Origin of the sequence: Streptomyces sp. NPDC012474 (assembly GCF_042955185.1) — a bacterium.
Lineage (GTDB): Bacteria > Actinomycetota > Actinomycetes > Streptomycetales > Streptomycetaceae > Streptomyces > Streptomyces cahuitamycinicus.
Map to the genome: position 1 here is coordinate 247031 of NZ_JBIBEP010000010.1, position 24509 is coordinate 271539.

Genomic DNA, 24509 nt, shown 5'->3' on the forward strand with positions numbered 1-24509 from the left:
GCTTCCTGTACATCCGTGCTCGCCAGGGTCTTGCGGCGACGCCGTGAACGCGCGCAGGCGGACCCGGACGCCCGGCCGGGGCAGCGTGAGCGGCCCGCGGGCGGCCGGACTTCGTAGCGGGCGGTGCCGTGCGCGGGATTACCGCATGACCCGGACAAGGGATCCCCTCCGGACTCTCCGGCCCTGCTGGCCTTCCGCCCCCGCTGGCCCGCCGACCCCTCCGGTCAGTACACGTCCCGCACGTACCGTTTGTCCGCCGCGAGTTGCTTCAGATACGCGGCGGCCTCCGCCTCGCCCAGTCCACCGTGCGTCATCGTGATGTCCCGTAGCGCCCGGTCCACGTCCTTCGCCATCCGGGAGGCGTCGCCGCAGACGTAGAAGCGGGCCCCGTCGCGCAGCCAGTGCCACAGCTCCGGCCCGTGCTCGCGCATCCGGTCCTGCACATACACCTTGTTGCGCTGGTCCCGGGAGAAGGCGGTGTCCAGCCGCGTGAGGGTGCCCTCGTCGCGCAGCGCCGTCAGTTCGTCCTCGTAGTAGAAGTCCGTCGCCCGGTGCTGCTCACCGAAGAACAGCCAGTTGGGGGCGCGGTGGCCGAGCGCCCGCCGCTCCTGGAGGAAGCCCACGAAGGGCGCCACTCCGGTGCCCGGGCCGACCATGACCATCGGCGTCGACGCGTCGGCCGGGGGCCGGAAGTGCGGTGAGCGCTGCACGAACACCGGCACCTCCGTGTCCGGTCGGGCGTCCGCGAGGTACGGCGAGCAGACCCCGCCGCGCGCCCGGCCGTGCAGGTTCTCGTACCGCACCACGGACACCGTCAGCGACACCCGGTGGGGATCGGCCAGCGGGCTGGACGATATGGAGTACAGCCGTGGCTGGAGCCTGCGCAGCACCCCGGCCCACTCCTCGGCGCCCGCCCGTACCGCGTACTCGGCGAGCACGTCCACGGCCTGCCGCCCCCAGCTCCACCGGGCCAGTCCGTCCTTGTTGTCCGGCCGCAGCAGTCTGCGCAACTCGTGCTTGTCCCGGGCGCGTTCGGCGACGAAGCGGAGCAGGTCGGGGGTGATCCGGGTGATGTCGAGATGCCGGTGCAGGGCCTCGCCGAACGGCACCTCACCGACACCGTCGACGACCACGGCCGATCCGGCGTCCACCCCGGTCACCGCCAGCCACTCTTCCACGAGGGCGGGCGCGTTGACCGGCCGCACACCGAGCGCGTCGCCGGCCTCGTACGCCAGGTCCGTCCCGCTCGTGTCGAAGGTGAACCGCCGGACCTCCTTGCCCGCACCCGCCCCGCTGAGCAGCCGGTTGCCGACCAGCCGGGCGGTGGTGACGGGCTTGGACCTCGTCCCGGGCTTCCCGGCCGGCGCGGCAGTCCTCTCGCCCAGCGCCGACAGCACCTGGTCGAGCCACTCCCCGGCGGACGGCTCGAAGTCCGGCTCGCAGTCCGTACGCGGGGCCAGCCGCACCCCGCCCAGCTCGTCGAGGCGCGCGTCCAGCCGCCGCCCGTACCCGCAGAAGTCGTCGTAGGAGGAGTCGCCGAAGGCCAGCACGGCGTACCGCACCCCGTCCAGCCGAGGGGCCCGCTCGCCGCGGAGCGCGTCCCAGAAGCCGGAGCCGTTGTCGGGTGCGTCGCCGTCCCCGAAGGTGCTGGTGATGAACAGCAGGTCCGCGGTGCGGGCGAGCGCCCCGACATCGGCGTCGTCCATGCCGACGAGGGTCGTACGGTGCCCCGTCGAGGTCAGCCGTTCGGCGGTGGCGCCGGCGAACTCCTCCGCGTTCCCGGTCTGCGAGGCCCAGAGCACGACGACCTCCCGTCCGGACCGCTCCTGCGGCACGGCCGCCCCGGTCCGTGAGTACATGCCGGCGAGGACCCCGTTCACCCACAGCGCGTGCTCGGGGGAGAAGGGCGCGTCGGGCGGCAGAACCGGCACACCGGGGGCACCCGAGCCGAGCCCGGCGAGGAAACCGGTGAGGTACCGGCGCTCCTGGGCGGAGAGCACCGGGGGAGGGGAGGGTTCGAGGCCGAAGGGGTTCGCGCCGCCCGGCGTCACGGCCGTGGGCGTCAGGGCCGGGGCCGCCTCCGGTGCGGGTGCCGCCGTCTTCGCCAGCGACACCGCACACACCTTGAACTCAGGCTGGAACGACAGCGGATCCACCGCGTCGCTCGTCACCGCGTTGATGCTCAGGTACTCGCCGAACAGGTCGTTCCAGTGGAACGGCGCGAAGCAGCACCCGGACCGCACCCGGTCCGTCACGACCGCCGGCAGCACGGCCCGCCCGCGCCGCGAGGAGACGTCCACGAGATCGCCGTCGGCGACCCCGAGCGCCGAGGCGTCCGCGGGGTGGAGCTCGACGAACGGCCCGGGATTCAGCTTGGTGAGCTTGGCGACCTTCCCGGTCTTGGTGAGCGTGTGCCACTGGTGCTGCACCCGCCCGGTGTTGAGCACGAACGGATAGTCGTCGTCCGGCATCTCGGCGGCGGGCAGATGCGGCCGCGCGAAGAAGACGGCCCGCCCGGAAGCCGTCGGAAAACGCAGCCCCTCGTCGTCCACGTACCGGATCGGATTGCGCTCCGGCCCGTCCTCCCGCGCGGCCGGCCACTGCACGGGCGTCTCGCGCAGCCGCTCGTAGGACACCCCGCGCAGGTCCCACCCGGTCTTCGGGTTCCAGAACCGCCGGATCTCCTCGAAGACCTGCTCGGCGCTGTCGTACGAGAACCCCTTCTCGTAGCCCATCGCGCAGGCCACCTCCGCGATGATCCGCCAGTCGGCCATCGCCTCCCCGGGCGGGTCCGCGGCCGGCCGGGTCAGCGTGAGACTGCGCTCGCTGTTGACGAAGACGCCCTCGGCCTCGGTCCACATCGCGCCCGGCAGGACGACATCGGCGTACGCGTTCGTCTCGGTGTCCGTGAACACGTCCTGGGTCACGACGAACTCGGCGGCCTCAAGACCTTCGATGACGGTGCGGCGATTGGCGACCGAGGCGACCGGGTTGGTGCAGACGATCCAGCAGGCCTTGATCTCCCCGTCGGCCATCTGCCGGAACATGTCGACCGTGCCCTGCCCGGCCCCGTCGGCCCGCAGCGTCCCGGGCGGCAGCTCCCACACATCCTCGGTGAAGGCCCTCTCCTGCGCGACGAGCACCGACCGCTGCCCCGGCAGCCCCGGCCCCATGTAGCCCATCTCGCGCCCGCCCATGGCGTTGGGCTGCCCGGTCAGGGAGAACGGCCCGGCACCCGGACGGCAGATCGCTCCCGTCGCCAGATGCAGATTGATCAGGGCGTTGGTGTTCCAGGTGCCGTGGGTGGACTGGTTGAGCCCCATGGTCCAGCAGCTCATCCACCGCTTCCCGGCCGCGCCGATGATCCGGGCCGCCTCGCGCAGGCCGCCCTCGTCGAGGCCGGTGATCTCGGCGACGGCGGCCGGGTGGTACTCGGCGAGGAACCCGGGCAGTTCCTCCCAGCCCTCGGTGTGGTCCGCGACGAACTCCGGGTCCGTGTGCCCGTTCTCCAGCAGCAGGTGCAGCAGGCCGTTCAGCAACGCGAGGTCGGTACCGGGCCTGACCTGGAGGAACAGGTCGGCCTTCGCGGCGGTCGCGGTCCGCCTCGGGTCGACGACGATCAGCTTGGCGCCCGCCTTGACCCGCTCCATCATCCGGAGGAACAGGATCGGATGGCAGTCGGCCATGTTCGACCCGATGACGAGGAAGGCGTCCGCCCGGTCGAAGTCCTCGTACGACCCGGGCGGCCCGTCCGCGCCCAGCGACAGCTTGTAGCCGGTGCCCGCGCTCGCCATGCACAACCGTGAGTTCGACTCGATCCGGTTCGTCCCGACGAACCCCTTGGCCAGCTTGTTCGCCAGGTACTGTGCCTCCAGGCTCATCTGCCCGGAGACGTAGAAGGCGACCGCGTCCGGCCCGTGCTCGTCGACGATCGCCCGCAGCCGCGCGGCGGTCTCGGCGATCGCGTCGGCCACGGGCGCCGGGAGGGCCTCCTCGCCCCGGCCGCCCCGCACGAGTGCGCCGGTCAGCCGCCCGGGCGCGGCGAGCATGTCGGCGGTGGTCGCGCCCTTGGTGCACAGCCGGCCCGCGTTAGCGGGGTGAGCCTTGTCACCCGACGCCTTCAGGACCGTGCGCCGCCCGTCCGGACCCGTCCCGACATCCAGCACCAGGCCGCAGCCCACACCGCAGTACGAGCAGACGGTGCGAACCCGCTGCGTCTCCTGCTGCGGCCGGGGGGTCGTGGTCATGCCGTCGACGGTACGAACCTCCCGTTACGCAGGTGTCACATCACTTGATCACGAGCAGTTACGCCCGTCACACAGCCGCCTTCCGGCCGATGTGAGGTGCATTGAGGTCGCGGAGCGTGTCGCTGTTGGGCCGAACGGGTGACTCTGCGCAAGAATTGCCCGATGCAGACAGCGAGTGCGAGCCAGGACGGAGCATGCCGGTGAACAGCCACGATGTCACCGACGAACAGTGGGAGGGGCTCGCCCAGGTCGTGCCGCTGCGAGGCCGGGACGCCTGGCCGTCCTCCGTCGGCCACCGGTCCATACCCGAGGCCGAGACGGAGACCCGACGCCGTTTCGTCGTCCTGCGCGTCAACGTCTTCGCCGACGCCCGTGACGTCGCCGAGCGGCTGATGGCGGGCGTCCCCGTCCTCCTCGACCTCACCGGCGCGGAGAGCGACGTCGCGAAGCGGGTCCTCGACTTCAGCACGGGCGTGGTCTTCGGCCTGGCGAGCGGGATGCACCGGGTGGACCGCAACGTCTTCCTGCTGACGCCGGCGGGGACCGAGGTGACGGGGCTGATGGAGGGAGCGGGGCTGCCCGGGTTGTGACCGTGGGTGTGTGACCGTAGCTCGATCGTAGGAAGCCCCGGCGACGGAACGGTTCGTCCTGCCGACGGGGCCCTACCGTCCGGACATGACCCAGCCCGCCCTCCCCGACCGCCCCCGCGTCACCGAACTGCGCCTGGCCGCCTTCACCACCCACCGCCGCGCCGCGTTCCCGCTCGGGCCCCTCACCCTCCTCGCCGGACCCAGCGGCTGCGGCAAGACCAGCGCGCTGCGGGCGTACGAGGCCCTCGCCCGGCTCGGGGGCGGCGCCGAGCTCGGCGAGGCGTTCCCCGACCCCACCGCCTGCGTCCCGGAACGGGCCCGGCCCGACGCCCAGCGCCGCCGGGGGTTCCGCATCGGCTGCACGGCCGACGGCCCCGCTGGCCCGGTCCGCCTCGACGTGGCCGTGCAGGCCGAGCCCGAACTGCGCGTCGTGGGCGAGCGGTTGACGGTCGACGGGCAGGTCCTCCTGGAGACCGCCCTGCGCGACCCGGGCAAGCGCGCCGTGCAGGCCGCCTGGCACACGGCCGGGCCGACGCCGGTGACCCGCGGCCCGCTCCCGGACGACCGGCTCGGCACCGCCCTGCTGCCGCTGCGCGTGGCCGGCCGGACACCCGGGCAGCGCAGGGTGCTGGCAGCCGCCGAGCAGATGGTCGTCGCCCTGCGCTCCGCCTTCGCCTGCGACCCCGAACCCGCCCGCATGCGCGGCCCGGTGACGGCCGGCCCCGGCCGTCTGCTGGGCGGCTGCGCCAACCTCGCCGACGTGCTGTGGCGTACCCGCGCCGAGTGCGGGCGGCGGCACGCGCAGTTCGTGGCGGCGGTGCGGGCGGGCTGCGCGGGGCCGGTGGCGGACGTGCTCGCCCGGTCGGAGGGGGCTACGGGGACGATCCGCGCCGCCCTCGACCGGGGTGACGGCGTCCGCACAGACCTGCGACGGCTCGGTGACGGCGAACTGCGCTACGTGGCACTCGCGTTGGTGCTGCTCACCGGACCAGGCGTGCTGGAGGTCGACCCGGCCGGCGAGGTGCCCGCAGCGCTCCAGACGCTCACGGTCCTCGCCGACGGTTTCGACCGGGGCCTGGACGGACGGCAGCGGCTGGAACTGCTGCGGCTGGCGGCCCGGATGTGCGAGCGGGGGCACATCCGGCTGGTCGGCGCGGTCAGCGACGGCTCCTGGGCCGCCGGGACGGAGGGAGCCACGGTGGTACACCTGGACCGTGACTGATCCCCTGGACGTGGCCGGACTGCAACGTCGGCTGGCCGATTTCGCGGCCGTGCGGAACTGGCAGCAGTACCACACCCCCAAGAACCTGGCCGCCGCCCTCAGCGTGGAGGCATCCGAACTGGTCGAGATCTTCCAGTGGCTGACCCCCGAGGAGTCGGCCCGGGTGATGGCCGACCCGGACACCGCGCACCGCGTCACCGACGAGGTCGCCGACGTGCTCGCGTACCTGCTCCAGCTGTGCGACGTGCTCGGCATCGATCCGCTGGCGGCGCTGGACGCGAAGATCGACCGGAACGAGCGGAGGTTCCCGATCTAGCGGCACCGTCCCACCGCCTGGAGCGGACGCCTGGGGATACCTCGAGCGGATGCCTGGAGGGGACGCCTGGAGGGGACGCCTGGAGGGGAGAAGTCCGCTTGTACGTTGCGTAGTCAAATCACGGCTCGAATCCCAATCGTTGTCCGCAATTTTCCGCCTTCCTCTGGCTTTTCGTCTCACACCCATTCACTCTGGGTAGTGAACAAGGGAGTGCGGCAGACGGACGCGCGCAGCGCGTCGGACAAGACGGGGGCAGCGCATGGACGCGGTGCGGCTCATCGTGACGAGCAGGCGGTCCCTGGCGGCGGGCGGCGGCGCGCGGGAGACCCTGGCCGAGGTGTGGCAGGCGCAGGCCCTCGCGCAAGCCATAGGCAGCCGCCTCGCGGTCGCCGGACCGCCCGAACTGCGCGGCGAGGCACTGGGATTGACGGAGCTGGCGGGCCGGGGCTGCGGCGTCCTCGACCCGCCGGAACTGGCCCCCGGTGAGCTGCGGGCGGGCCAGCTGACCGAGTTGGGCGACGCCCGCCACACCCTCATGTACCTCGGCGGTCTCCTCGGCGAGGTCGGCATCGCCCTCGTCGCCCTGGCCAGCTCCGCCGACGACGAGGGCACGTACTGGCAGTGCATGGAGGCCATCGACGCGGCGGACGAGTCCCGCGACCGCGTCCTGGAAATGCTCCGCAGACTCGCGGACCGGGAGGAGACCCTGCCGGAGAGGGAGGCGGGGTAGGGAGACCCGGTGGGCGTGCGGGCAAGGAGGGTGGGGGTGGGCGGGACGGTGCGAATATCTACCCCGCCCGCCCCTCCTCGACGGCCCCGCGCTCGGCGTCCCCCGCCGCCTGAAGATCCGCGTCCAGCGCTGACAGGTCCGCGTTCAACGCCGCCATCAGCTCCTCCATCTGCTGCAACAGCCCTTTCGGCTGCCCGCTCCCGCCCTGCTGCGGCACGCTCTCTTCGGACATGACGGCCTCCTCGGCCCCCGGCCCCCGGGGAGGCCGACGCGGGTGACGCCCCGGTGGTCCACCCCCGGTGCGGAAGCCGGGGGCTCCGGCTCCGCCCGAGCCAACGATCACCACCGGGGCCGGTCACTGGCCGGGCCGGGCGGCGGCTGCGGTATTGACGCAATTTCACCCGACCGGGGACCGGCGTGGACGGGGGACCGATCTCGTGATCGTCCGACGAGGCGGTGCAGGATGGAGGCATGGATCTTCGCATCTTCACCGAGCCCCAGCAGGGGGCCACCTACGACACCCTGCTCACCGTCGCCAAAGCCACCGAGGACCTCGGCTTCGACGCCTTCTTCCGTTCCGACCATTACCTCCGCATGGGCAACGTCGACGGGCTGCCCGGCCCCACCGACGCCTGGATCACCCTGGCCGGACTCGCCCGCGAGACCAAGCGCATCCGGCTCGGCACCCTGATGACCGCCGGCACCTTCCGGCTGCCCGGCGTGCTCGCCATCCAGGTCGCCCAGGTCGACCAGATGTCCGGCGGACGGGTCGAACTCGGCCTCGGAGCCGGCTGGTTCGAAGAAGAGCACAAGGCCTACGGCATCCCCTTCCCCAAGGAGAAGTTCGCCCGCCTCGAGGAGCAGCTGGAGATCGTCACCGGCCTGTGGGCGACGGACCCCGGCAAGACCTTCGACTTCCACGGCACCTACTACGACCTCGTGGACTCTCCCGCCCTGCCCAAGCCGGCGCAGCGGAAGATCCCCGTGCTCGTCGGCGGCCACGGCCCCACCCGCACCCCGCGGCTGGCCGCCAGGTACGCCGACGAGTTCAACATGCCCTTCGCCTCCGTCGAGGACAGCGAGCGCCAGTTCGCCCGGGTGCGCGCAGCCGCCGAGGAGGCGGGCCGCGGCGCCGACGAGCTGACGTACTCCAACGCCCTCGTCGTCTGCGTCGGCCGGGACGAGGCGGAGATCGCCCGCCGGGCCGCCGCGATCGGCCGCGAGGTGGACGAGCTGAAGCTGAACGGCCTGGCCGGCTCCCCGGCCGAGGTCGTCGACAAGATCGGCCGCTACGCCGAGATCGGCTCCCGCCGCATCTACCTCCAGGTCCTCGACCTCGACGACCTCGACCACCTGGAACTGATCTCCGCGCAGGTGCAGTCACAGCTGTCGTAGCGGGCCCGCCGAACCGCCCTCGATAAACGAAGGCGCTGGTGGGCACAGGTGTGCGAAGCTGTGGGCGTCGTCCTGCCGGGCCCCCGGGAACACCCTTCCCGGGGGCTCGCGCACGTACGGCACCGACAGCGTCCACCCAGCCGGAGAGGCCCTCCGCATGTTCCTGACGATCACGACCACCGGCACTCCCGAACGCCCCGCCACCGACCTCGGCTACCTGCTGCACAAGCATCCCGGCAAGGCGCAGGCGTTCTCCACCTCCTACGGCACGGCTCACGTCCTCTACCCCGAGGCGGAGGCCCAGCGCTGCACGGCGGCGCTGCTGCTGGAGGTGGACGCGGTGGCACTGGTCAGGCGCGGCAAGGGCAAGGGCCGCGGCGGCGCCCCCGACGCGGCACTCGCGCAGTACGTCAACGACCGCCCCTACGCGGCCTCCTCCCTGCTCGCCGTGGCGCTGAGCGGTGTCTTCTCCAGCGCGATGAGGGGCGTCTGCAACGCCCGGCCGGAACTGCCCGGTCAGGCCAGGCCGCTGCGCGTCGAGGTGCCCGCGCTGCCCGCTCGCGGCGGCCCCGACCTCGTACGGAAGCTCTTCGAGCCGCTCGGCTGGACCGTCGCCGTCGAGCCCGTGCCGCTGGACACCGAGTTCCCCGACTGGGGCGACTCGCGGTACGTGAGCCTCGTCCTGGAATCGGACACCCTCACCCTCGCCGAGGCCCTGCGTCACCTCTACGTCCTGCTCCCCGTCCTCGACGACGCCAAGCACTACTGGGTCGCCCCCGACGAGGTCGACAAGCTGCTGCGCGCGGGTGAGGGCTGGCTGCCCGGCCACCCGGAGCAGCGGCTGATCACCAGCCGCTACCTGTCGCGCCGCTGGTCGCTGACCCGGCAGGCCACCGAGCGCCTGGAGTTGGTGCGCCTCGCCGAGGCCGACGACAGTGAGGTCGAGGAGATCGACAACGCCGTCGGGGCGGAGACCGAGGCCGAGGAGAAGCCGACCCCGCTGGCCATGCAGCGACGCGAGGCGATCGTCACGGCGCTCCGGCGGTCCAAGGCGGCCCGGGTCCTCGATCTCGGCTGCGGCCAGGGCCAGTTGGTGCAGACACTGCTCAAGGACCCGGCTTTCACCGAGATCGTGGGCGTGGACGTGTCGGTGCGCGCCCTCACCATCGCCTCCCGGCGGCTCAAGCTGGACCGTATGGGGGAGCGGCAGGCTTCCCGCGTCCAGCTCTTCCAGGGCTCCCTCGCGTACACCGACGTCCGGCTCAAGGGGTACGACGCCGCCGTGCTCAGCGAGGTCGTCGAGCACCTCGACCTGCCCCGGCTGCCGGCCCTGGAGTACGCGGTGTTCGGCTCGGCGCGTCCGAGGACGGTCCTCGTGACCACCCCCAACGTCGAGTACAACGTGCGCTGGGAATCCCTCCCGGCCGGCCACGTCCGGCACGGCGACCACCGCTTCGAGTGGACCCGTGCGCAGTTCCGCGCCTGGGCCGAGACGGTGGCCGAACGGCACGGCTACGGCGTCGCGTTCGAACCCGTGGGTCCTGACGACCCCGAGGTGGGACCGCCCACCCAGATGGCCGTGTTCACCCAGACCGACCCGAAGGAGGCGAAGGCGGCATGACCGACGTACAGCAGGGGCGCGTGCTGCCCGTCACCGACCTGTCCCTGGTGGTGCTGGTCGGGGCCACCGGCTCCGGCAAGTCCACCTTCGCCCGCAGGCACTTCAAGCCCACCGAGGTCATCTCGTCCGACTTCTGCCGCGGCCTCGTCTCGGACGACGAGAACGACCAGAGCGCCACCAAGGACGCCTTCGACGTCCTGCACTACGTCGCGGGCAAGCGCCTGGCCGCCGGCCGCCGCACGGTCGTGGACGCGACCAGCGTGCAGTCCGACGCCCGCCGCCAGCTGATCGACCTGGCCAAGCAGTACGACGTGCTGCCCATCGCCATCGTGCTCGACGTGCCGGAGGAGGTGTGCGCCGAGCGCAACGCGGCCCGCACCGACCGCGCGGACATGCCCCGCCGGGTCATCCACCGCCACACCCGCGAACTGCGCCGTTCCCTCAGGCATCTGGAGCGCGAGGGCTTCCGCAAGGTGCACATCCTGCGCGGCGTGGAGGAGGTCGAGCGCGCCACGGTCGTCACCGAGAAGCGGTTCAACGACCTCACCCACCTCACCGGCCCGTTCGACATCATCGGCGACATCCACGGCTGCGCCGCCGAACTGGAGGCACTGCTCGGCAAGCTGGGCTACGCCGACGGGGTCCACCCGGAGGGCCGTACGGCCGTCTTCGTCGGCGACCTGGTCGACCGCGGCCCGGACAGCCCCGGCGTGCTGCGCCGCGTGATGGCGATGGTGAAGTCGGGCAACGCCCTGTGCGTGCCCGGCAACCACGAGAACAAGTACGGCCGTTACCTGCGCGGCCGCAAGGTCCAGCACACCCACGGCCTCGCCGAGACCATCGAGCAGATGGCCGGCGAGAGCGAGGAGTTCCTCGCCGAGGTGCGGGAGTTCCTCGACGGCCTCGTCAGCCACTACGTCCTCGACGGCGGCCGGCTCGTCGTCTGCCACGCCGGTCTGCCCGAGAAGTACCACGGCCGCACCTCCGGACGCGTCCGCAGCCACGCCCTGTACGGCGACACGACCGGGGAGACCGACGAGTTCGGCCTGCCGGTGCGCTACCCGTGGGCGGAGGACTACCGGGGCCGGGCCGCCGTCGTGTACGGCCACACCCCGGTGCCGGAGGCCTCCTGGCTCAACAACACCATCTGCCTGGACACCGGCGCGGTCTTCGGCGGCAAGCTCACCGCGCTGCGCTGGCCGGAGCGCGAACTGGCCGACGTCCCGGCGGAGCAGGTCTGGTACGAGCCGACGAAGCCGCTGCGCAGCGAGGCACCCGGCGGTCAGGACGGCCGTCCGCTGGACCTGGCGGACGTGCGGGGCCGCAGGGTCGTGGAGACCCGGTACCAGGGCCGCGTCTCGATCCGCGAGGAGAACGCGGCGGCGGCCCTGGAGGTCATGAGCCGTTTCGCGGTGGACCCGCGGCTGCTGCCGTACCTCCCGCCGACCATGGCCCCGACGGCCACGAGCCACGTCGAGGGCTACCTGGAGCACCCTGAGGAGGCGTTCGCCCAGTACAAGGACGACGGCGTCGCCCGGGTCGTGTGCGAGGAGAAGCACATGGGCTCGCGGGCGGTGGCCCTGGTGTGCCGGGACGCGGGAACGGCTCGCAAGCGCTTCGGCGTGGACGGGCCCACCGGGTCCCTCTACACCCGCACCGGGCGCCCCTTCCTCGACGACGCCGCCCTCACGGAGGAGATCCTCGACCGGGTGCGCACGGCGATCGGCGAGGCCGGTCTCTGGGACCGTCTGGAGACGGACTGGCTGCTGCTGGACGCCGAGCTGATGCCCTGGTCGCTGAAGGCGTCCGGGCTCCTGCGGTCGCAGTACGCCGCCGTGGGCGCCGCGTCCGGCGCGGTGCTGCCGAAGGCGCTGGCCGCCCTGCGGGGCGCGGCGGCGCGCGGCGTGGACGTGTCGGGCCTGCTGTCCCGCACGGGTGAACGCGCCACCGACGCCGCCGCGTTCACCGAGGCGTACCGCCGGTACTGCTGGTCCACGGACGGCCTGGACGGCGTGCGCCTGGCACCGTTCCAGATCCTCGCGGTCCAGGGACGCAGCCTCACCGGACTGCCCCACGACGAGCAGCTCGCCCTGCTCGACCGGCTCGTCGAGCACGACGGCAGCGGCCTGCTCCAGACCACCCGCCGCCTCTACGTCGACACCGCCGACCCCGAGTCGGTGCGGGCCGGCGTCGACTGGTGGCTGGAGATGACCGGCCGCGGCGGCGAGGGCATGGTCGTCAAGCCGGTCGGCGCGGTCGTCCGCGACGGTCAGGGCCGCCTGGTGCAGCCCGGCATCAAGTGCCGCGGCCGCGAGTACCTGCGGATCATCTACGGCCCGGAGTACACGCGCCCGGAGAACCTGGCCCGCCTGCGCTCGCGGTTCCTCAACCACAAGCGGTCCCTGGCGATCCGCGAGTACGCCCTGGGCCTGGAGGCCCTGGACCGGCTGGCCGAGGGCGAGCCGCTGTGGCGGGTGCACGAGGCGGTGTTCGGGGTGCTGGCCCTGGAGTCGGAGCCGGTCGACCCGAGGCTGTGAGGCGAGGGCCGTGCGATTCCGGCCAGGCTTGTCCCGCCTGGGACACTCCTGGCCGGGCGTCGCCCTTCCGGTCCCATTCGTCCCTGGTTAACCGCTGGTTGCCGTGCTAACTTCGCTGGTCTGCCCAGACAGGTGAACCGACTCAGGGGGAAAGTCGGTGCGGACAGGTACGGCGCCCGGCGAGTTCGGCGGCGCTTCCGGACATCGGCCGGATTTCGAGCTGCTGTTACAGATCACGGACGTGCTCTGCGAGCTGGGCTGCGTGGAGGACGCGCCGAGCCGGGTGCAGTTCGCCGGCCTCCTGGGAGGCCAGCTCCACCGGCCGGTGGACATCCGCGGCGTCAGGCTCCGTGAGGACGTGGTGAGTCTGGTGACCGCCGCGCTGAGCGTGGCGGGCGGCGAGCACGTACTGGTCGGGGTGGTCCGCATCCTTGAGGGAGCCCCCGCCGGAGACGAACTCGACCGGCTGATCGCTCCTGCCCCCGCCCTGGCCGGACCGCTGTCCAAGGAGGACGAGAAGAGCGCACGCGTCGCGCTCTCCCGCGGAGACCTGCCCGCCGTACGCTTACGGGACGGTCTGGCCGAGGAACTCACCGGCCTGGACCTCCCCGACGGACTCACCCCCGAGCAGCTCTTCGCGCACCTTCTCGAATGGAACGTGCAGGACGACGGCCTGCCGCCCGCCGTCCTGCTCCTCGACCACGCCGCCCGTCTCGCCGGCACCGTCGAGCACCGCCTCGCGCTCGCCGGCTGGGTCGACGACTGGACCGGACGCGCGGGCCTGACCGCGGAGTTGGCAAGGCGCCGGGACAGACGTGCGGCGGTGGTGTGGTCGCCCGACATCCCCCGCACCCTCGTCGTCGCCGTCGAACCGGCCCGGGACGGCAGCACGGACGTGGTCGTGCGGACCTGGACCAACGCGACCCCGGGGCGCTGGGACCCCCGCCCCGGCGAACCCGAGACGATCTCCCTGGACGACCTCGGCCGAGCCGTGGACGAGGCGCTCCGGCGCGGGACCCGCCTCTGGCTGGTCCCGCGCGAACCGGAGCCGCGCGGACCCCAGGAGCCGCCTGCGTACATAGAGTTCCTCCTTCCGTACGATCTGATGAACCACGATGTGGCGGGGTTGACGTTCGCCGTGGGCGACGGGGAGCCCACTCCGCTCAGCCTGCGGTACGGGGTTCATCTACGCAGTCTGGAACGCATGCGTACGGACAACGCCGTGGTCCGGCAGCAGTGGCAGCGGCGTTGGGCGGCGCTGAAGCGGCACGGGATCACGGTGCACCCCTGGCGGGAAGCGGACGCCCGGCGGCAGCGCGCGTGGCAGATCGCGCTCGCCGGGGAATCCACAAGGACGGCAGTGCTGTTGGACGCGCCGACCGGGGCCCCGGCCCTGGAGGCGCTCAAAGCGGCGATCGCGGAGGGGATCGGGCTGGCCGTCTGGGACCGCAGAGGTGTGTTCATCGAGGAGCGGCGCGAGGTGGTGACCGCGGTGTTCGCGGCCGTCACGATGCCCGTGCAGCTTCCTTCCGTCATTCACCGCATGCGTCTGAACGCCGAGAGCGGCGCGGAGGACGCGGTCCAGTACCTGGCCCGGAACGTCGGATTCCTGTGGGACGACCCCACACGAGTCGTCGACCTCCAGGCCACCGACCCCGGCGATCTCGCCAGCTGAGCTAGGAGGCTTCGGCATGAGCGCACAGGAACGGACGGCCGCGGACGACTGGCGTGTCTTCCACGCCACCGGAAGCCCGCAGGGCGCCCCACCCGTGCTGCCCGATCCGCCGCCCTGGCGGAGGTTCCGCGGCGGCCCGGCCGAGGCCCCGCCCCCGGACGACGCGGAGGCCGCGCTGCGCCGGCTGGGCCCCGGCGGCCTGACCCCCCAACTCGACGAGGAGCAGATAGAGACGGTCAACGCGGCCCTGCTGCTGCGCCGCCCGCTGCTGATCACCGGCCCGCCGGGCGTCGGCAAGTCGACGCTCGCCTACCTGATCTCGCGTGAGCTGGGGCTCGGCCGGGTGCTGGAGTGGAACGTCGTGAGCCGGACCAGCCTGCGGGACGGCTTGTACGTCCACGACGCCATGGGCCGTGCCCAGGCCATCGCCGCCTGGCAGGCCGGACTGCGCGAGACGGCACGGGCGGAGCCGGTGTTCGAAGACGCCGAACATTCCGTCAACCCGTCGGTCGCGTCAAAGGATCCCCAACTTGCGCCGGTTATAGGCGAGTTCATTACACTGGGGCCCCTGGGTACCGCCCTGCTGCCCTACGGCCGGCCCCGGGTGCTTCTCGTCGACGAACTCGACAAAAGCGACATCGATCTGCCGAACGACCTGCTGCACGTTCTGGAGAATGGAAGTTATGAGGTTCCGGAGCTGGTGCGCGACGCCGCCGACGCGGCGAGCGTACACACCAGCGACCCGGGCAGCCGGGCCGTGGTGCGGGGCGGACGCGTCGAATGCCGGGAGTTCCCGGTCGTGGTGATCACCAGCAACGGGGAGCGGGAATTCCCCGCCGCCTTCCGTCGCCGCTGCCTGCCGATGGAGATGCACACCCCCACCCGGGAGCAACTCCTGGCCATGGTGGAGGGCCACCTCGGACTCCGCCCGCAGGGCACCGAAGACCTCGTCGACCTGTTCGTCCAGCGGGTCCAGGCGGGCGGGGTCCACTCCCTCGACCAGTTGCTGAACGCTGTCCAGATGACTACTGCGGGTGGTTTTCAGGCTGACGGTGACGGGCGTAAGCTCGTCGAACTGCTGCTCCGCGACCTCGCGAAGGGCCGCTGATGACCCGGGAGCGCGCATCCGGACCCGGCGACGGGGATCCCGCATCGGGATCGTCGCCGCCTCCTTCGGTGTACCCCGAGCCGCCCGCGGGCGAGCGCGTGGACCGGGTCCCTGCCGCTCCCGATCATTTCGTACCGCGCTGGCAGGAGTTCGCCGACGCCGTGTGGCTGGCCGCCCACTGGAGCCGGTGCGGCGGACCCGGCGGCACGCACCGGCAGGCGCCGCCCCCGGCCCCGGAAGGGGAAGCCGTCCGCCCGCGGGACTCCGGGACGGGACAGCCGTCCCCGCCGCCGGCGGACGACGACGCCCTCGCCGGCCGGCCCGCGGCCGACGAGGAAGGCGCTCCCCCCGGGCCCCGGCCCACCCGCCGCATCCCCGCCCCGCTCCCTCCCGCCGACCAGGCCGGCTCCCGGCCCGGCGGCCGCTTCTCACCGCACCCCGAAGGCCGCTTCACCCTGCACCTCGGGCCGCCGCTGCTGCCCCGGGCCGAACCCGACCCGTCCGGCCCCGGCCGTGTCACGGCGCTGCTCGCGCGCGCCCTGCACCACCTGGCCCGCCGCGTCCCGTCCCGCAGCAGCCTGGAGCTGGACGAGGAGACCACCGCCGAACAGGGTCTCGCCGACGGGCTGTGGATGCCGTTCCTGCGGCCCGCCCGGGTCTCCGCCTTCGACCTGGTGCTGCTGATCGACGACGCGCCCACGATGCGCATCTGGGAGGAGAGCGCCGCACGCCTGACCCGTGCGGCCGAGCACAGCGGCGCCTTCCGGAGTGTGCGCACGATCCGGGTGACCGTGCCGCGCACCGGCACCGCCGGCCTGCGCTGGCCCACGGGCCGGGCCGTCGCCGACCCGGCCGAACTGCTCGACGGCCGGGGCAGCCGGATCTTCCTCGTCGTCACCGACGGACTGGCCCACGGCTGGGCCGCCTCCGCCGCCGACGAGCTCCTCGGCCGCCTCGCCCACGCCGGCCCCACCGCCCTCGTCCACCTGCTGCCGCCGCATCTGCGCCACCGTTCCTCGCTCTACCCGTACCCGGCCGTCCTGGAGGCCGGGGGTTTCGGAGCTCCCAACGACGGCCTCGGGCACTGGGCCCCGCCCGGCGGGCCCGATCCGATGCGGCCGCTGCCCGAGGCGGGCGACGGCTCCGTCGCCGTCCCGGTGCTCTCCCTTAAACCCGCCTCCCTCGCGGCCTGGTCCGACCTGGTCACCGGCGGTCGCGGCGTACGGCGTTCGCTGCCCGTGGTGCTGGCGGGTGCCCTGAGCAAGGGCGCCCCCGCCCCCGGTCTGCGCGCCCCGCGCCTTCCGCGCGCGGCGGGCGCCGCCGTACGGCGCTTCTTCAGCCTCGCCACCCCCTCCGCCCGCCGGCTCGCCACCCAACTGGCCGCCGTTCCCTTCGACTTCGACCTCGTGGAGCAGCTGCGCAGGCGGGTCATGCCGGAGACCGGACCCGACCACCTGGCCGAGATCCTCATGGGCGGGCTGATCGACTGGGAGGGCGGGGAGCAGGGGCGCCCCGAGTTCGCCGAGGGCGTGCGCGAGGCTCTGCTCGCGACCACCACCCGGAGTCAACTCGCCCGAACGGTCAGCGTGGTGGGCGAACTGCCCGCCGCGGGGGAGCGGGGCGTCGCCCTGCGCGCCGCCCTGCACGACCCGCTGCGCACCAGGCTGCCCGATCTGGCCGAGCCCGGCTGGGCGCGCAGTGAACTGGCCGTGATGCGGGCCCTGTCGGGGCCTTACACCGAGCGGGCCAGGCGCATCGAACCGAACCTGTCCAGGAACCCGCCCTCCCCGGCCGAACAGGTGGAGAACAGCGCGTCCGCCCACCCACCCCCACAGGTGAAAAACCCGGGCGAAACGACTCCATCCAGCCCAGCGGGCATCAACCCGGATTCGGGAACTTCCGATCCGACTGGAGAATCCGCGCCGTCGGAGACGGCCGAGGCGCACCGACAACAGACCCCGGAGGCAGAGCCGCTCATGCAGCGCACCACGACCGCGACGCCGGCCCTACTGGTGAACGTGCCCATGCGCAACACCTCGTTCGTCGGCCGTCAGGCGCTGCTGAGGGCCGTGGAGGAGCAGCTCGCCGCCCAGGACACCGCGGCCGTCCTGCCCAACGCCCTGCACGGCCTCGGCGGCGTCGGCAAGTCCCAGCTGGCGCTGGAGTACATCTACACCCACCAGCGTGACTACCGGATCATCTGCTGGATCCCCGCCGAACGCGAGAGCCTCATCCTGGCCGCGCTCTCCTCCCTCGCCTCCCAGCTGGGCGTCGCCCCCGTCGGCCAGGACAGCATGGGCGCCGCAGCGGCCAACACGGCCGTGCCCGCGGTGCTGGAGGCGCTGCGCACCGGGACGCCCTACGACAACTGGCTGCTGGTCTTCGACAATGCCGAGGACATCGAGGCGGTGCGCGGCTACTTCCCGCACAACGGACCGGGCAAGGTCATCGTCACCTCCCGGAACCGGGGCTGGGAACGGGTGGCCACCTCGTTGCCGGTCAACGTCTTCGAGCGCGAGGAGTCCATCGAACTGCTCCAGAAGCGCGCCGCGGACCTGCCCCGGGAGGACGCCGACCGCCTCGCCGAAGCACTCGGCGACCTGCCGCTCGCCGTGGAGCAGGCGGGCGCCTGGCTCGGCGTCACCGGCATGGAGGTCGACGAGTACCTCGACCTGCTCGCCCGGCGCAGTCCGGAGATCCTGGAGATCGAGCAGAGCCCCGACTACCCGGTCTCCGTCGCCGCCGCCTGGGACATCTCCCTGGAGCGCATCAGGGAGAACAACCCGGGTGCCCGCCAGCTCCTCGACATCTGCGCCAGCATGGCCCCCGAGCCGATCCCGCGGTCGATCCTGCGCAGCAGCCGGGGCGTCAACATCACACCGCAGATCGACCCGATGCTCCGCGAGCCGATCAGACTCAACCGCGCCATCCGGGACCTCAGCCAGTTCTCCCTGATCAAGGTCGACCCGCGCGCGGGCACTCTTCAGATGCACCGCCTGCTCCAGACCGTGCTCCTCGCCAAGCTGAGCGAAGAGGAACGCGAGCGGATGCGGGACGCCGCCCACCAGCTGCTGTCCGCCGCCAACCGCGGCTCCTACGGAGCCTCCCAGGGATGGCGCGACTATCAGGCGCTGCTGCCTCACGTACTCGCCTCCCAGGCGGTGACCAGCACCGACCCCTATGTGCGTGACCTCGTCTACGACACGATGTGGTTCCTCTACTACTGGGGCGACCACGAGAACGCCGCGGTCTTCGGCCGGCAGGCATGGAGCGCCTGGCTCGCCGCATCGGGCGAGGACGACATCTATGTCATCCGGATGACCAAGGGCTTCGCCTTTCTGCTGCGTCAGGTCGGCCAGATCGCGGAGTCGATCCCGCTCACCGAGAAGGCGCTGGAGGTCTCCCGCCGGGTGCAGGTCGAGCCCGAGGAGCTCATCGACTCCCTGTGCGAGATGTCCGACGCCCGCCGGTACCAGGGCCGCTTCCAGGAAGCACGGAACCTGGGCCGGGAGGCCACCGAACTGGCCCGCTCGCTGTTCGGCCCCGATGATCCCGCCACCCTGCGGAGCAGCCACAGCTGGGGCGTCGACCTGAGACTGTGCGGGGAGTTCAGGGAAGCCCTGCCGCTGGACGAGGAGACCGCCCGCCAGCGCGACATGCTGCTCGGCGACGCCAGCTTCTTCACGCTCAACACCCTGCACTGCGTCGGCATCGACATGCGGGAGGCGGGCCGGTACCCCGGGGCGCGCGAATGGCAGGAGGACGTCTACCGCAGGGCCGCCACCGCGCTCGGTGACAAGCACCCCCTGACACTGCGCATCGCCCGTGACCTCGGAGTCTGCCGCCGCAGAGACGGAGACCTCGCCGAGGGCGCCAAGCTCGCCGAGGAGACCCTGCGCAACTTCAAGTCCCGCTACGGCGACGAGCACCTCGACTCGCTGACCACGGCGACCAACGTCTGCGTCGACCGGCGCCTGTCCGGAGACCTGGAGGGCTCGCGGCGCCTTGCGGAGTCCACCGTGGCCAGGCTGCTACGGCGCCTCGGGCCGAACCACGCGCACACCCTGGTGACCAGGGCGAACCTGGCCGCCACCGAGCGGGCCCTGGGTTCCCTGGACACCGCACAGGAACTGGAGGACGACGTGGTGCGCCGACTGGGCGACACGGTCGGAGCGCAGCACGTCATCGCACTCACCGTCGGCATCGGCCAGGCCAACACCGCCTACGCGCGGCTCGACTTCGAGCGGGCGCACGCGATCGACTCCGCCAACCTCCCGCTGTTGAGCGAAGTGGCGGGCGGGGACCATCCGCTCACCCTCTCCTGCCTCTCCAACCTCGCGCTCGATCTGCGGGGCCTCGGGCGCGGTGACGAGGCGGACGTGCTCCAGCGCAAGGCGGTGGAGGGCTTCGCGGGAGTGCTGCGCACCGACCACCCCTGGTTGCAGGCCGCCCGCCAGCGCCGCCGCATCGAGTGCGACATCGCTCCCATGCCCATGTGACGCCGGTCAACTTCCTTGTGGTACTGGTAAGTTGGTACCACAAGGACAGTCGTGTCACGGGGGGCGCATGACGGCGGTCGTGTTCGTCCACGGGACCGGGGTCCGCGAGCCGGGCCTTACCGCGCTGGTCGCGCGGGTGACGGCCGGACTGGGTGAACAGCGTGACGGCCTTCGCGTGGTGCCCTACGCCTGGGGAGCGGCACACGGTGCCACGCTCGCGGCCGGCGGGGCCAGCCTGCCGCCCCGCTCCGGCACCACACGCGGCATCGGCGAAGGCCCGTCAGAACCACTCCCCGGCGACGAGACGGCCGCGGCCTGGGCCGCCCTCTACGCCGACCCGTCGGCCGAACTGGCCCTGGCAGCCGCCGGATCCGGCCCTGCCGTCGAACGCCCGCCCGGCACCGTACCGCCGCAGCAGCGCATCCGTGCGCTGCTCACCGCACTCGCCGCCCGGGGCGACGAACCAGGAGCCGAGGCGGGCCCCGGGCTGGCGCGCGCCGCCACCGACCTGGCCGCCCACCCCCTGCTCGGCCCCGCCGCCGACGCCCTCGACCCGGCGGACCTCGCGGTCCTCGCCGCCCGCTGCCTGACCGCCCGCCTCATCGCCGACGCCCTCGACGCCGACTCCCCGCTCGTGCCCGTCGCCGAGACCCGGGACGCCGTCACCGCCCGGATCGCCGAGGCCCTCGGCGCACCGCCCCGGGGTACGGAGCGCGGGTTGCGCTCCTACCTGCTGCGGACGGCCGGAGCGGCGGCCGTCCGCGCTGTCGAACGCCGCCGCCGTGCCCTCACCGAGGCCGCGCACCCCGCCGCCGGCGACATCCTGCGCTATCTGAGCCGGGGTTCGGCGTGCCGGGAGGGCCTGCGTACCCTCGTCGCCGGCCTGGAGCCGCCCGTCGTCCTGGTCGGCCACAGCCTCGGCGGCATCATCGCCCTCGACACGCTGGTCTCCGCCCCGCTGCCCCAGGTCCGGCTCCTGGTGACCGCGGGCTCCCAAGGGCCGTTCCTCTACGAGTCGGGGTCCCTGCCCTCCCTCGAACACCCGGCACCGCTGCCGCCGCACGTCCCCGCCTGGCTGAACCTGTACGACCCGCGCGACCTGCTCGGCCACGTCGGCGCCGGCCTCTTCCGGGGCCGCGTCACCGACGTGGCCGTCGACAGCGGCCAGCCGTTCCCCGCCGCGCACAGCGCCTACTGGACGAACCCGGCCGTGTACCGCCACATCGCGGACCGCCTGCCGTGACCGGGGCCCGGCCCGGGCCGTCCGTCGACCCCGCCCGGGTGCACGCCCTCGTCGTCGGGATCGAGGCGTACGAGGCCGGCGACGCCTGGCGGCTGCCCGGTCCCGCCCGGGACGCCGTCCGGTTCTGGCGGCTGCTGCGGGACGCCGGGGTTCCCGAGCCGAATCTGCGGCTGCACCTCAGCCCGCTGCCGTCCTCCGACCCGTACGTCCCCTACGGGCCCGCGGACCAGGCGACCTTGCGCCGGGTACTCGTACGCGAACTGTCCCCGGCCCAGGGCGACATGCTGTGGGTGTGGTGGGGCGGGCACGGCGTGCTGGACAGGTCCGGCCGGCTCCGGCTGTTCTGCGCGGACGCGGCCGTCGACGACAAGGTGGGTATCGACCTGGACTCCGCGCTCGCCCGGTACGCGGGGGACGCCGTACCCGGGCTGCGCGAGCAGGTGTGGATCGTGGACGCCTGCGAGACGTTCGAGGAGGACCTCACCTTCCGGGAGGCGCTGCCCGCCGAGGCGTTGCCGGTGGGCCGCCCCGATCATGTGCACCGGCAGACCGTGCTCCGCGCCGCGGGCCGGGGCCGGGCGGCGGCCAACGATCCCGTCCGTGCCACCGGTCTGTTCTCCGACGTCCTGCTCGGTCTGCTGGCCGAACGCGCGGCCGTGCTGCCGGCACCGCCCGATCCGGAGGAACTGTTTCCGGCCGTTCGGGCGCGCATCGCGGCCCTCAGGGAAGAGGGCCGTACCCTTCAGCATCCCGAGATCCGGCTCCAGGGCACCGACCGCACCGAGACCCTGCCCCCGGCCGGACCGCCCGCCGTGCCGCGCCCCCTCACGGCGTTGCAGCGGGTGGTGGAGGCCCTCCTCGCCTACCCCGCCATGCACGACCCCGACGAACGACAGTCCGTCGTCTCCGCGCTGAACCCCCGTGTCACAGCCGTACTGCGCCGTCACAGCAAGGCACGCACCGATGTCGTCAACCTGGTCGCCGGGCTCGCCCGGCGGGATCCGGACGCGCTGTGGGACCTGTTCGACGCCGTGGTGTCCATCGACGACGATCCGATACTGAGAGAGGAACTCGCCGCCGCGATGGGCGAATTGCCGGCCACGTCCGAGCGTCGCCGTGATCGCCGATGATCAGTGGCGTGATCGTACGGTTTTCGCCCCGGGGGGTATTGGCCATGATGGAAAGACACGGGGCATCGCGTGCCACCGTGCGAGAAGGGGGAGCATCTTGGACCAGCCGCCCGCTCTGCACCACGCCGGAGCCGCCGCACCCGTACCGGTCGTCGCCCCCGCGCGGGCCGATGTCTGGGAATCCGACCTGGCGGACCTCGCGGCGCTGCCCCTGAGCGCCGTGGACGGTCTCCCCGCCCTGCCCCCCACCACACGCCTGCTGGCCGAGGTGCTGCGTGCCCGCAGCAGCACGAGGAGCGGCGAAGGCGGAGGCCAGGGCGGCGCCCGAGCCGACTAGTGCTGCGACCGCACTAGCCGCCGACCCGTCCCGAAGCAGAGCCCCGGTGCGACACCCGTACGCGCACCGGGGTCCCCGCATGTCCGCCAACCCGACCGGAGGTCCGCGACGATGACCAGCGAGCAGCACCTCGCTCCCCTCCGCATGCCGGACCGGCTCTTCGCGGAGCTGGCCGCCGGAGGCGGCTCGGCAGCGGCCGTCGCCTTCCTCGAACGGGCAGAACGGGCGCGGCGGTTGCTGCTCCTGCGTACCCTCCTCGGCCACCTCGACGCCCTGCCCACCCCCCTCACCCCCGTCGCCGAAGCCTGGCGGGTGCTCAAGGAGGCGGCCGAGAAGTCCCCCGAGCCGGTCGAACGCCTGCTGCTGGCCCCGCCGACCGGCGGCTGGATCTCCCACATGCTGCGCCGGGTCCACGGCACGGCGACCGGGCCGCCGTTGTGGGCGGAGGCGGGCCACCTGAGCGCGCTGGCCCTCTCGGCGTCGCTGCACGCGGGCACCAAGACGGCCCTCGACGTTCCGCTCACCGACGGGCGGCTGCCCCTGCCCGGCCTCGGGATGGTCCAACTCCCCGACGCGCGCCAGGGGCTGGCGGCCGGCCGGGCCACGACGGCCGGGGGAGAGCTGACGGTCGCGGGGCCGGGCCGCGCGAACGGCTCGGTGCGGGTGATCTGCCGTCCGCTGCGGCAGCACTCCGGCGCCGGCGGGGACACCTGGCTCCCCCTGCGCACCCTGACCCTCACCGGCCCCGGTGGCGAGGCCCCCGGCACCGTCGTGCTCGAAGACCTCGACCCCTACCGCGACCTCGACGACCACCTGCCCCCCGCCCGGCTCGACGAGGACGAGGCGCGGGAGTGGCAGCGGCTGTTCGGTGAGGCCGCGCGGATCCTCGCCCGCCCGGGCACGCCGGGCCCCGGGCGGGTCGACCCCGCCATGATCCGGGCCATCGTGCCGTTCGGGCGGACCGGCGTCAGCCCGCCCCCGCTGCCCTTCGTGCAGGTGTCGGCCTCCAGCGGAGACTCCTTCGGCGGCATGCTCATCGTCCGCCCGGCCTCCGCGCTCGCCCTCGCCGAAACGCTGGTGCACGAGTTCCAGCACAGCAAACTGGCCGCCCTCCTGCACCTGTTCCCGCTGCTGGAGGACGACCGGGCCGAGCGCTACTACGCCCCCTGGCGCACCGACCCCCGCCACCTCACCGGCCTGCTGCACGGCGCGTACGCCTTCACCGGCGTCGCGGGCTTCTGGCGGGACCGGCTGGCCGATGCGCTGGGCGCCGACGCGGTCGAGCGCGCCGGCTACTTCTTCGCCCTGCGCCGCCTGCAGAGCCGCCTGGCCGTGCGCACCCTGCTGACCAGCGGCCGGCTGACCGTTCAGGGCCGAGCCCTGGTGGCGGGGCTCGCCCGCACCCTGGACGGCTGGCTGCGGGAGGATGTGCCCCCGGCCGCACTGGGCCGGGCCCGCACCGCCGCCGCCCTGCACCGCACCGAGTGGCGGCTGCGCAACGTGGCGCCCGCCCGGGCCGCAGCGTCGTCGGACCTCCGCTTGCGTCCCGACCGCAGGTCCTGGCCGGACACGCGCACCCAGGGCTTCGCCACGCCTCCCACCGTGGCGCGTACCGCCGACGAGCACCTCGCCGCCGGTGACGCGGCCGCCGCGCTCGTCCGGTACGCCGATGTCCTGGCCGACGCCCCGGCCGAGCCGCATGCCCTCGCGGGCTGGATCGTCGCTCGGACGATCCTCGAACCGGGCCGGGCCGCCCGCCGGATGCTGGCCCGGCCCGAGGAACTGCTGGAGCCGTCGCCGCGGGTGTGAACCGGCCCTGCCGCGCTTGTCGTCGCCGCGACGAGAACTGGCGGTCACCG

Annotated in this window: 16 protein-coding genes; 14 read left to right on the forward strand and 2 right to left on the reverse strand. The window is 73.1% G+C overall.

Features of this window, described 5'->3' with window-relative positions:
- Positions 1-224 precede the first annotated feature (224 nt).
- Positions 225-4247: a molybdopterin-dependent oxidoreductase gene (locus tag ACFY9S_RS23180; protein ID WP_391131526.1), complete on the reverse strand. Its 4023-nt coding sequence runs from the start codon at positions 4245-4247 to the stop codon at positions 225-227.
- Positions 4248-4441: 194 nt separating this feature from the next.
- Between ACFY9S_RS23180 and ACFY9S_RS23185 the strand changes: the two genes are divergently transcribed.
- The 4 genes from ACFY9S_RS23185 to ACFY9S_RS23200 all read left to right on the forward strand — a co-directional run bounded on the left by ACFY9S_RS23185 (position 4442) and on the right by ACFY9S_RS23200 (position 7105).
- Positions 4442-4837, forward strand: a complete 396-nt coding sequence (locus tag ACFY9S_RS23185) for a cell division protein SepF (protein ID WP_391131528.1) — start codon at positions 4442-4444, stop codon at positions 4835-4837.
- Between the two features lie 85 nt (positions 4838-4922).
- The gene (locus tag ACFY9S_RS23190; RefSeq protein WP_391131530.1) at positions 4923-6059 is read left to right on the forward strand and encodes an ATP-binding protein; all 1137 of its coding nucleotides are present in this window, start codon (positions 4923-4925) and stop codon (positions 6057-6059) included.
- Positions 6052-6375: a MazG-like family protein gene (locus ACFY9S_RS23195; RefSeq protein WP_391131531.1), complete on the forward strand. Its 324-nt coding sequence runs from the start codon at positions 6052-6054 to the stop codon at positions 6373-6375. The genes ACFY9S_RS23190 and ACFY9S_RS23195 overlap by 8 nt, the downstream gene beginning before the upstream one ends.
- Positions 6376-6634: 259 nt before the next feature.
- Positions 6635-7105 carry a DUF6099 family protein gene (locus tag ACFY9S_RS23200; protein ID WP_391131533.1) on the forward strand — a complete coding sequence of 157 codons (471 nt, stop codon included), beginning with the start codon at positions 6635-6637 and terminating at the stop codon, positions 7103-7105.
- 58 nt (positions 7106-7163) lie between these two features.
- Here ACFY9S_RS23200 and ACFY9S_RS23205 read toward each other — a convergent pair whose 3' ends face one another.
- A complete protein-coding gene (locus tag ACFY9S_RS23205) occupies positions 7164-7337 on the reverse strand; it encodes a hypothetical protein (protein ID WP_391131535.1) in 174 nt (57 codons plus the stop codon).
- A gap of 239 nt (positions 7338-7576) precedes the next feature.
- Here ACFY9S_RS23205 and ACFY9S_RS23210 point away from each other — a divergent pair, with 239 nt between their 5' ends.
- From ACFY9S_RS23210 to ACFY9S_RS23255, 10 genes are all read left to right on the forward strand, one after another.
- Positions 7577-8500, forward strand: coding sequence for a TIGR03560 family F420-dependent LLM class oxidoreductase (locus ACFY9S_RS23210; protein WP_391131537.1), 924 nt, complete (start codon positions 7577-7579; stop codon positions 8498-8500).
- Positions 8501-8657: 157 nt separating this feature from the next.
- A complete protein-coding gene (locus tag ACFY9S_RS23215) occupies positions 8658-10121 on the forward strand; it encodes a 3' terminal RNA ribose 2'-O-methyltransferase Hen1 (protein ID WP_391131538.1) in 1464 nt (487 codons plus the stop codon).
- On the forward strand, positions 10118-12658 hold the full coding sequence (locus ACFY9S_RS23220; RefSeq protein ID WP_391131540.1) for a polynucleotide kinase-phosphatase: 2541 nt from the start codon (positions 10118-10120) through the stop codon (positions 12656-12658). Before ACFY9S_RS23215 ends, ACFY9S_RS23220 begins: the two co-directional genes overlap by 4 nt.
- A 157-nt stretch (positions 12659-12815) precedes the next feature.
- A complete protein-coding gene (locus ACFY9S_RS23225; RefSeq protein ID WP_391131542.1) occupies positions 12816-14333 on the forward strand; it encodes a hypothetical protein in 1518 nt (505 codons plus the stop codon).
- A 16-nt stretch (positions 14334-14349) separates the two neighbouring features.
- Positions 14350-15441: an AAA family ATPase gene (locus ACFY9S_RS23230; RefSeq protein WP_391131544.1), complete on the forward strand. Its 1092-nt coding sequence runs from the start codon at positions 14350-14352 to the stop codon at positions 15439-15441.
- On the forward strand, positions 15441-19940 hold the full coding sequence (gene fxsT / locus ACFY9S_RS23235) for an FxSxx-COOH system tetratricopeptide repeat protein (protein ID WP_391131546.1): 4500 nt from the start codon (positions 15441-15443) through the stop codon (positions 19938-19940). Before ACFY9S_RS23230 ends, fxsT begins: the two co-directional genes overlap by 1 nt.
- A 67-nt stretch (positions 19941-20007) precedes the next feature.
- Positions 20008-21183, forward strand: a complete 1176-nt coding sequence (locus tag ACFY9S_RS23240; protein WP_391131548.1) for an alpha/beta fold hydrolase — start codon at positions 20008-20010, stop codon at positions 21181-21183.
- Positions 21180-22313 carry a caspase family protein gene (locus ACFY9S_RS23245; RefSeq protein WP_391131550.1) on the forward strand — a complete coding sequence of 378 codons (1134 nt, stop codon included), beginning with the start codon at positions 21180-21182 and terminating at the stop codon, positions 22311-22313. Before ACFY9S_RS23240 ends, ACFY9S_RS23245 begins: the two co-directional genes overlap by 4 nt.
- 97 nt (positions 22314-22410) lie before the next feature.
- Entirely contained in the window at positions 22411-22650 is a 240-nt protein-coding gene (locus tag ACFY9S_RS23250; protein WP_391131551.1) for a hypothetical protein, read from the forward strand.
- Between the two features lie 111 nt (positions 22651-22761).
- On the forward strand, positions 22762-24459 hold the full coding sequence (locus tag ACFY9S_RS23255; RefSeq protein WP_391131553.1) for an aKG-HExxH-type peptide beta-hydroxylase: 1698 nt from the start codon (positions 22762-22764) through the stop codon (positions 24457-24459).
- The last annotated feature ends 50 nt before the right edge of the window (positions 24460-24509 follow it).